The following is a 9,803-nucleotide window of genomic DNA, read 5'->3' on the forward strand; positions in this document are numbered from 1 at the left end:
TCCTTTTGCTTTTATCGAGTCTTCTTTAATTTCTTTAGGTATAACCATATCGTCCATCTATGCATAATTGAAACTTTTATCTGAAATATGAAAGTTCCAGTCATTGACTGTAAAATTAAAAAGGTCTATTATAATGAAAAAAAAATCATAAAGTGGAGGAATGTTTGAAAATGGATTGTGATGAAATGTCATAAGAATAAGTCTTATTTTGGGACAGTGAAAATGCTAGAATAAAAAATGTGTTAGACCTTTGCAGGTCTAAATAGATTACTATAACTAAACGGAGGAATTAAAATGTCAAGCACAGCACAAAGAGCAGAATTACAATCACAAATTTGGAAGATAGCTAACGATGTCCGCGGGTCTGTAGATGGATGGGATTTCAAACAATATGTTTTAGGAACGCTTTTTTATCGTTTTATTAGTGAACACTTTACTAATTATATGGAAGGTGGAGATACAAGTGTCAAGTATGCAGAGATGGACGATATGGTTATACCTAAAGAAATTAAAGAAGACTCGATAAAAGCAAAAGGATATTTTATTTATCCAAGTCAGTTGTTTGTTAACATTGCAAAAGATGCGAATATAAATGAAAACTTAAATACAGACTTAGCAACAATTTTTTCTGCTATTGAGAGTTCTGCAAATGGGTACCCATCAGAACATGATATCAAAGGATTATTTGCTGATTTTGATACAACAAGCAATAGACTTGGAAACACTGTGAAAGATAAAAACAGTCGCTTAGCCGCTGTTATCAAAGGTGTTGCAGGGCTTAACTTGGGAAACTTTGAGGACAATCAAATTGACCTGTTTGGAGATGCATATGAGTATTTAATCTCTAATTATGCTGCCAATGCAGGCAAATCAGGAGGGGAATTCTTCACACCTCAAAGTGTTTCTAAACTGATTGCAAAATTAGCAATACACAATCAAACAATGATAAATAAAATTTATGATCCTGCCGCTGGTTCGGGTTCACTGTTATTACAAGCAAAGAAACAATTTGACGAACATATTATTGAAGATGGATTTTTTGGACAGGAAATTAATCATACAACATACAACCTTGCTCGTATGAATATGTTTTTGCACAATGTAAACTATGATAAGTTTAATATTGCACTGGGCGACACCCTTAAAGACCCATGCTTTGGAGATGATAAACCTTTCGATGCGATTGTATCTAATCCGCCATATTCAATAAATTGGATTGGAAGCGATGATCCAACACTTATTAATGATGAGCGTTTTGCTCCAGCAGGTGTACTTGCTCCAAAATCTAAAGCTGATTTCGCATTTGTGCTTCATAGCCTTAGCTATCTTTCAAGCAAAGGTCGTGCAGCTATCGTTTGCTTCCCGGGTATATTTTATCGTGGTGGTGCAGAGCAAAAGATAAGAGAGTATTTGGTTAAGAATAACTTTGTTGAAACCGTAATATCGTTAGCGCCAAACCTTTTTTATGGTACTTCAATTGCTGTAAATATATTGGTTCTATCAAAGCACAAAAGCGACACTAAAACACAATTTATAGATGCAAGTAGTGAAGATTTTTATAAAAAGGAAACAAACAACAATATTCTAACCCCAGAGCATATTGAAGAAATTATCAAAATATTTGACAGTAAAGAAGATATCCCTTATATTTCAAGGATTGTGGATAATGATAAGCTTACAGAGGAGAATTATAATCTTTCAGTGAGCACTTATGTTGAGGCAAAAGATACAAGAGAATCTATAGATATAAAGATTTTAAATGCAGAGATAAAGGCAACAGTATCCAAAATAGATAAACTCCGTGCTGAAATAGATAAAATTATTGCTGAAATCGAGGTGGAATAAATGAGTAAATTAGAAGCGTTGATAGTGGATTTTTGCCCTCGCGGAGTGGAGTATAAAAAAATAAAGGATTGCTTTAAACGATTAAAAGGAACTCCGATCACTGCTGGGAAAATGAAAGAAATTGAAAACAAAAATGGGGAAATAAGAATATTTGCTGGTGGGAAAACTGTTATAAATGCAAAAGAGGACGACATTCCAAATGCAAACATTACAAGTGTTCCCGCTGTTTTGGTTCAATCGCGTGGAATTATAGATGTAGTATATTTTGAAAGTCCATTTACATTTAAGAACGAGATGTGGGCATATACACACGAAGAAAAAACAACAGTGAAATACTTATACTATGTTTTAAAAAATAATATACAACAATTTAGAGATTCAGCTTCTGTAATGGGGTCATTACCTCAAATAGCATTGCCTGTGACGGAGGAGCTGTTAATCCCATACCCACCGTTAGAAATCCAACGTGAAATTGTCCGTATTTTAGACAATTTCACGGAGCTTACAGCGGAGCTTACAGCGGAGCTTACAGCGGAGCTTACAGCGAGAAAAAAACAGTATGAGTATTATAGAGACAAGCTTCTAAAAGATAATGCTACACAAAATGCTCAGATAATGCATATTGGTGATATCTATGATTTCAAGTATGGTACTGGAAATACGATTCCTACAGATGGGGGTATATATCCTGTATATGGAAGTAATGGTATTGTCGGTGCCCACCATGAATACAATAGCGAAAATGCACCTGTAGTCGGACATATTGGTGCCTATGCAGGTATAGTAAATTGGGCTGATGGCAAGCATTTTGTGACATATAATGGTGTTATATGTAAACATAAAAATTCTGATGTAAACTACAGGTTTGCATATTATCTTTTGTTAATTCAAGATTTTGGCTCAAAAGCAAAAAATAGCTCACAGCCGTTTGTTTCGTATGACGTGCTTAAAGCACCCGAAGTATTAGTTCCGCCACTCCCTGAACAGAAGCGTATTGTCGATATCCTTGACCGCTTTGACGCGGTTTGTAACAACATTTCAATCGGTCTTCCTGCCGAAATAGAGGCAAGGAAAAAGCAATATGAATATTACCGAGATAAGCTTCTTGCTTTTCCACAAGCGGAGTTAGAGGCGTAATATGGGAAAAAATTTGAATGAAATCGCAGAGCAGTTAAAGAATATAGAAAAAAAAATACAGTTAATTTATGCCTTTAACGGTACAGGAAAAACAAGACTTTCAAGAGAGTTTAAAGCCTTAATTGCACCTAAAAGTGACATAGATGCAGAGGAAACAGGTTTAGGTAGTAAGAAAATACTTTATTATAATGCTTTTACAGAGGATTTGTTTTATTGGGATAATGATTTAGAAAATGATGTTGATTTAAAGCTAAAGATACACCCAAACTCTTTTACTGAATGGGTATTTAAGGAGCAAGGGCAAGAATATAATGTGATTAGTAATTTTCAAAATTATACTAATCGAGCGTTAGCACCAAGATTCAGCCATGATTATTCAGAAATAGCATTTTCTTATAAACGTGGGGATGACGAAAGTATCGAAAACATAAAGATTTCTAAAGGCGAAGAAAGCAATTTTGTTTGGAGCGTTTTTTATAGCTTGTTGGAGCAGGTAATAAATGTACTTAATGTACCTGATCCAAATGACAGAGAGACAGATAAACTTAATCAATTGGAGTATGTGTTTATTGATGATCCTGTAACTTCTTTAGATGATAACCATCTGATTCAGATGGCTGTTGATTTGGCTCAAATAATTAAAAAGAGTGAATCTGGTTTGAGATTTATTATTACAACACACAATCCTGTTTTTTATAATGTAATGTATAATGAACTTGGAACTAAAAATGGTTATATGCTTTGTAAAAATGAAGATGGTAGTTATGACATAGATACTAGATATGGAGATTCGAATAAAAATTTCTCTTATCATCAGTATTTAATAAGTGTAATAAAGGAAGCTATAGATGAAAACAAAATCGAGAAATATCATTTCACTCTATTACGTAATTTATACGAGAAAGCAGCCAATTTTCTTGGCTATAAAAAATGGTCTGATCTCTTACCAGATAATAAAGAAATATATGCGAGTCGTATTATGAATTATTATAGCCATCGTACATTATTAAATGAAGAAATCAAAGAGCCAACAGAACCAGAGAAACAAATGGTAAAACTATTGTTTAATCATCTGATTGATAACTCTAAATTTTGGAAGGAGGTATAAAAATGCACGATTACAAATCCATTGCAGAATCAAACAACTTCATAGTTTTAGATAAATACACAAAATACTCAGAGCTACATGAGGCAGGAGCTGTTTATCAAACTGAGTCATCCCTTGAGAGAGAATTTATACAAGACCTAGTTAATCAAGGCTATGAGTATTTGCCCAAATTAACAACGCCTGCAGCAATGCTTGAAAATGTACGAGAGCAGTTAAAGGTTCTTAACAATACGGAATTTTCAGATGCAGAATGGATAAGGTTCTGTGAGGAATACTTAGATAAATCAAGTGATAATCATATAGATAAAACTCGCAAAATCCATAATAACTATATTTATGACTTTGTATTTGATGATGGACATATAAAAAATATCTATCTGATAGATAAAGAAAATATAGCAGAAAATAAAATGCAGGTAATTTCACAGTTTGAGCAAACGGGAACTCAAGCTAATAGATATGATGTAACTATTTTAATAAACGGATTACCTTTGATTCAGGTGGAATTAAAGAAACGTGGCGTTGCTATTCGAGAAGCTTTTAACCAAGTGAATAGATATAGTAAGGAGAGTTTTAATTCAGATAATTCTCTGTATAAGTATTTACAAATTTGCGTAATATCCAATGGCACGGATAGTCGTTACTTTGCGAATACGACTAAGCGAGATAAAAACAGTTTTGATTTTACTATGAACTGGGCAAAATCAGATAACACACTCATTAAGGATCTGAAGGATTTTACTGCAACATTTTTTCAAAAAAATACACTTCTGAAGATATTACTGCATTATTCGGTTTTTGATTCAAGTGATAATTTGCTGATTATGCGTCCGTATCAAATAGCAGCAACAGAGAGAATTTTGTGGAAAATTAAAAGCTCACACGTGACAAAACAATGGAGAACAACTGAAGGTGGTGGATATATTTGGCATACGACGGGTTCGGGTAAAACTCTGACCAGTTTTAAAGTCGCTCGATTGGCGACGGAACTCGATTTTATATATAAAGTATTTTTTGTAGTAGACAGAAAAGACTTAGATTATCAAACAATGAAAGAGTATCAACGATTTTCGCCAGATAGTGTTAATGGTTCTGAAAATACTGCTTGACTTAAACGCAACATTGAAAAAGATGATAATAAAATTATTGTAACTACAATTCAAAAGCTAAACAACCTTATTAAAAGTGAACCAGACTTGCCAATTTATGATAAACAAGTGGTTTTTATTTTTGATGAAGCCCATCGTTCACAGTTTGGCGAAGCACAAAAAAACATTAATAAGAAGTTCAAACAGTATTATCAATTTGGATTTACAGGCACGCCTATATTCCCTGAAAATGCATTAGGAGCCGAAACCACTGCTACAGTATTTGGTCGTGAGTTGCATTCTTATGTTATTACTGATGCAATTAGAGATGAAAAGGTTCTTAAATTCAAAGTTGATTATAATGACGTTCGTCCGAAGTTTAAATCTATAGAGATGGAACAAGATGAAAAGAAACTATCAGCGGCGGAAAACAAGGAAGCTTTATTACATCCTGAAAGAATAAAGGAAGTGTCACAATATATTCTCAATAATTTTAGAGTAAAAACACATCGTTCATATATTGGAGCAAAGGGCTTTAATGCAATGTTTGCTGTGAGCAGCGTTGAGGCAGCAAAACTATATTATGAATCGTTAAATGACTTGCAAAAGAATAGTGATAAACCTATAAAAATAGCAACTATCTTTTCTTTTGCTGCTAATGAAGAGCAAAGCGCCGTTGGTGAAATTCTCGATGAAACTTTTGAACCTACGGCAATGGATAGTAGTGCAAAAGAGTTTTTGACTTTAGCTATAAAAGATTATAATAAAATGTTTTTAACCAACTTTGGTGTGGATAGCAAGGAGTTTCAAAATTATTATCGCGATCTTGCCAATAGAGTTAAAAAGCAGGAAGTTGATCTTTTAATTGTTGTTGGAATGTTTTTAACTGGGTTTGACGCTCCGACATTGAATACGTTGTTTGTCGATAAAAACCTTCGTTATCACGGTTTAATGCAAGCTTTTTCAAGAACTAATCGTATTTATGATTCTACAAAAACATTTGGCAATATTGTTACATTTAGAAATCTAGAGCAAGCGACAATTGATGCGATTACTCTTTTCGGAGATAAAAATACGAAAAATGTAGTGCTTGAAAAAAGCTATAAGGAATATATGGAAGGATTCACGGATATTTCTACCGGTGAGGCACGTTGTGGATATGTAGATGTAGTTCAAGAGTTGAATTCACGATTCCCTAATGTCGATGATATTGTCACTGAGAAGGATAAGAAAGAATTTGCTAAACTATTTGGCGAATATTTGAGAGTCGAGAATGTATTACAAAACTATGATGAGTTTACTAACTTGAAAGCCTTACAATCAATTGATATGAATAATCAGGATGTTATGGAAGAATTCAAAGCGACTCATCACGTGAGCGATGAAGATATAAAGGCGATGCAAGAGATTGACGTGCTTCAAGAAAGAATAATTCAAGATTACCGTTCTTTATATAACGATATTAGAGATTGGCTTCGTCGAGAGAAAGCAGGGAAAGATAAGGAGAGCACTTTAATTGATTGGGATGATGTTGTCTTTGAAGTGGATTTATTAAAGTCACAAGAAATAAACTTAGATTATATCCTTGAACTGATATTTGAAAAAAACAAAAAAGTAAAAGATAAAGAAATTCTGGTTGAAGAAATACGTCGTGTAATTCGATCCAGTACAGGGAATCGTGCAAAAGAAAGCTTAGTGGTAGATTTTATTAACCAAACTGATTTAGACCAGATTCAAGACAAAGCAAGTATTATTGATTCATTCTTCTCATTTGCACAAAAGGAGCAAAAAAGAGAAGCAGAAGAATTGATTGAGGCAGAAGAACTTAATGTAGATGCGGCAAAGAGATACATACTTTCTTCATTGAAAAGAGAGTATGCAAGTGAAAATGGAACAGAAATAAATGAATTTCTTCCTAAGATGAGCCCGCTTAACCCTAAATATTTAATTAAAAAACAGAGTGTTTTTCAAAAGATATCGGCTTTTGTTGAGAAGTTTAAAGGCGTAGGTGGAGCATTATAAAGTAGAAATATCAACCTGTCGAAATTAGGGCATAGGCTGTTCGCGCGTTTTAATTTTACAACAAAAAGAGATATGATTCCTTATATTTATGCTGATTTTTAAAAGTTATTTATAACAAGTACAAGAAATATGAATGATTGTAGATAAAATACGGAAACTCAAGAGTGTATGGGTTGTAATTTTAAAGAAAACGTGATAAATAAATTATCTGATTTGTGAAACAAGTTGTTGAATAAATAGCTGAGAGGGATGAACATGGTAAAAAACATTATATAAGTAGATGTAAAGATAAAATGTATAAAGAATGGTACTACTCAGGCACAACTTGCCGAAGATATTAATTCAACTAAATCATATGTTAATCGCATCATCAAAAAGCTGGACGGGATTATTAATAAGACCTTTGTGCATATGATGGGGACACTTGGGTATGATATAGAACTGACTTATGTGAAGAGAGAGGGTTAAAATGGATTTAGAGAAAGTTCGCTTGTATAGAGCAATTACTGATCGTGAAAACGAGGGGATATACAGTTTATTTAATGGTGTTTTATTAAAAAAATATCCTGATGACCTCTTAATTGCTGATGAAATATACTCGCATGCTCTTAATTCACACAAACTTCGCCAAGGACCCATATATAGTTTTACAGATAGCCTTTCTGTCGCAAAAGAGTTCATATTAAAGCATCCAAGTTATTATAAAGCAATAGGATATGTTGATATATCTATTAAAGATGATTGTTTTCAACTTCCTGAAGATGTTATATATTTGAAACGCATGTGTGAGTTTTCTGATTGGCTAGATTTGGCGGCAACAGCTAATTTGACTGAATTTAATAATTTAAACTATAAATCATACCCTGCAAAAATCACCAACTTATTGATTCCTAGCCAAAAAAGTGTCTATTCATGGTCTTCAAAGGCTCGTGAATATATGGCTATTTGCTCAGGACTTGTGTTAACAACAATCGACGATTACTATATTGAACCCCAATGGTGTAAAGATAAAGAGAGTTTTTCTCCGAAAATTCGTTATTCAAAAACAATAGCAGACTTTATCGAAAATAATATTGATTCACTTAATATACATAAACTAAAGAAAGATTTTGTTAAAACAGAACTGAATGAATACAAAAAAAACATCAATTCAGTGCCCTGAGACTTGACAAAGTTTTGCAGGCTATTTTTATGTGTGCTCCAATATTGATAAAAGATGACTTCGAGCATAGAAGTAATTACCCTATTGCAGAAGTAGAAAGGTCTATTAATACTAGGGAAAATATAGATTTATAAAATAAGAGAAGACATTTTATTCTAAGAAAAATTTAGTGTCTTTTTCGTCATATACAAAAGCAAATGTGATTAGGACTATGATGAAAAAATAGAAGTCGTAGTTAAAAATGAAACCGTTTGGGCAACGCAAAAGGCTATTTAGGAGATTTTTGATGTTGGAGTTCCAGCAATCAGTAAGCATTTAAAAAGTATTTTGAGTCGGGCGAGCTTGACGAAAATGTGGTTGTTTCCATTTTTTTAAGATTGATATAGAATGTATGAAACAAGGGGAGAGCGTTCATTCACGGGTTTTCCGGAGGTGGAGCCACCAATAAAAAACGATAAGAGCTGCCGGAGGTTGCGTTGGTCGTTTGTCTCTTAACCGAAATAATCAGCTTAATATATTCATATAGAACGCACTCCTTTCAAAATGGCATGAAAAAAGCACCTATCGGCTGATAGATGCTTAAAATATTGTAGTGTTATTTATCAGTTCGGGTATAGAAGGTAGCCTTTCCTTTGCCGTGTCGTTCAATAAAATTTTCTTCCACCAGGCTTTTTAATGAATTTTCAATGGATGCCTTGCCGATGGTAGGGACAAGCTCCATTATCTCACTCTTGGTGAATTTTCCGATTTTTTCATTAATAGCATTTCGCACCTGTTCAAGTGCAGGAATTTTATCATCAGTTAAATGAATTCGGCTCTCAAAATCCCGATAGGCAGAAAGAATAATTCCAAGCAGATATTTAATAAAGGGATTTGGATTGTTGTTACCTTCGTGCCAGTTAATCCCACATTGCTCCAACACAGCATAATACTTGGATTTTGTCTTTTCAATTTTACTTTCAATACTGATATATCGGCCAACTACATATCCACACCGATAGAGCAGAAGAGTTGTAAGCAGTCGTGACATCCGTCCATTTCCATCATTGAAAGGGTGGATGCATAAAAAATCATTAATGAAAATCGGGATTAAAACAAGCGGATCAATAACGCAAGTGTCAATTACCTGATTAAAGCTTTCGCAGATAGCGTCAATTGCACCAGGCGTTTCGTATGGGTCTAAGGGCATAAACCGTACAGTTTGTGTACCGTCTGGAGTTGTTTCGGCTATCACATTCTGTGTATTTTTATATCTGCCGCCAATGCTTTTTTCGGAGTATTTGTATAGGTCACGATGCAACTGCAAAATATAGGAAGAGCGAATCGGAATATACTCATAGCTTTCGTGAATGGTGTTCAGCACATCACGATAACCCATAATTTCCTCTTCATCTCTATTCTTTGGAGTGGTTTTATCCATACATAGCTGTTGGATTCTTGT

The 9,803-nt window shown here is 33.8% G+C and carries 6 protein-coding genes and 1 pseudogene; 6 read left to right on the top strand and 1 reads right to left on the bottom strand.

What is annotated here, in order from left to right:
• Window positions 1–294 precede the first annotated feature (294 nt).
• The 6 genes and pseudogenes from RMR19_RS20135 (at window position 295) to RMR19_RS20165 (ending at window position 8,362) form a co-directional block, all read left to right on the top strand.
• Window positions 295–1,845, top strand: a complete 1,551-nt coding sequence (locus RMR19_RS20135; protein WP_310605302.1) for a type I restriction-modification system subunit M — start codon at window positions 295–297, stop codon at window positions 1,843–1,845.
• On the top strand, window positions 1,846–2,982 hold the full coding sequence (locus RMR19_RS20140; protein WP_310605303.1) for a restriction endonuclease subunit S: 1,137 nt from the start codon (window positions 1,846–1,848) through the stop codon (window positions 2,980–2,982).
• Window position 2,983: 1 nt separating this feature from the next.
• On the top strand, window positions 2,984–4,090 hold the full coding sequence (locus RMR19_RS20145; protein WP_310605304.1) for a hypothetical protein: 1,107 nt from the start codon (window positions 2,984–2,986) through the stop codon (window positions 4,088–4,090).
• A 2-nt stretch (window positions 4,091–4,092) separates the two neighbouring features.
• Window positions 4,093–7,200: pseudogene (locus RMR19_RS20150) on the top strand (type I restriction endonuclease subunit R).
• Window positions 7,201–7,497: 297 nt separating this feature from the next.
• On the top strand, window positions 7,498–7,668 hold the full coding sequence (locus tag RMR19_RS22100; RefSeq protein ID WP_334308200.1) for a winged helix-turn-helix domain-containing protein: 171 nt from the start codon (window positions 7,498–7,500) through the stop codon (window positions 7,666–7,668).
• Between the two features lies 1 nt (window position 7,669).
• Window positions 7,670–8,362: a hypothetical protein gene (locus RMR19_RS20165; protein ID WP_310605305.1), complete on the top strand. Its 693-nt coding sequence runs from the start codon at window positions 7,670–7,672 to the stop codon at window positions 8,360–8,362.
• A gap of 595 nt (window positions 8,363–8,957) precedes the next feature.
• Here the strand turns inward: RMR19_RS20165 and RMR19_RS20170 are convergent.
• Window positions 8,958–9,803 (bottom strand): Fic family protein (locus tag RMR19_RS20170; RefSeq protein WP_310605306.1); only part of this gene is annotated, 846 nt, incomplete at its 5' end.

Origin of the sequence: Anaerosporobacter sp., from assembly GCF_031551385.1 — a bacterium.
Classification (GTDB): domain Bacteria; phylum Bacillota; class Clostridia; order Lachnospirales; family Lachnospiraceae; genus Anaerosporobacter.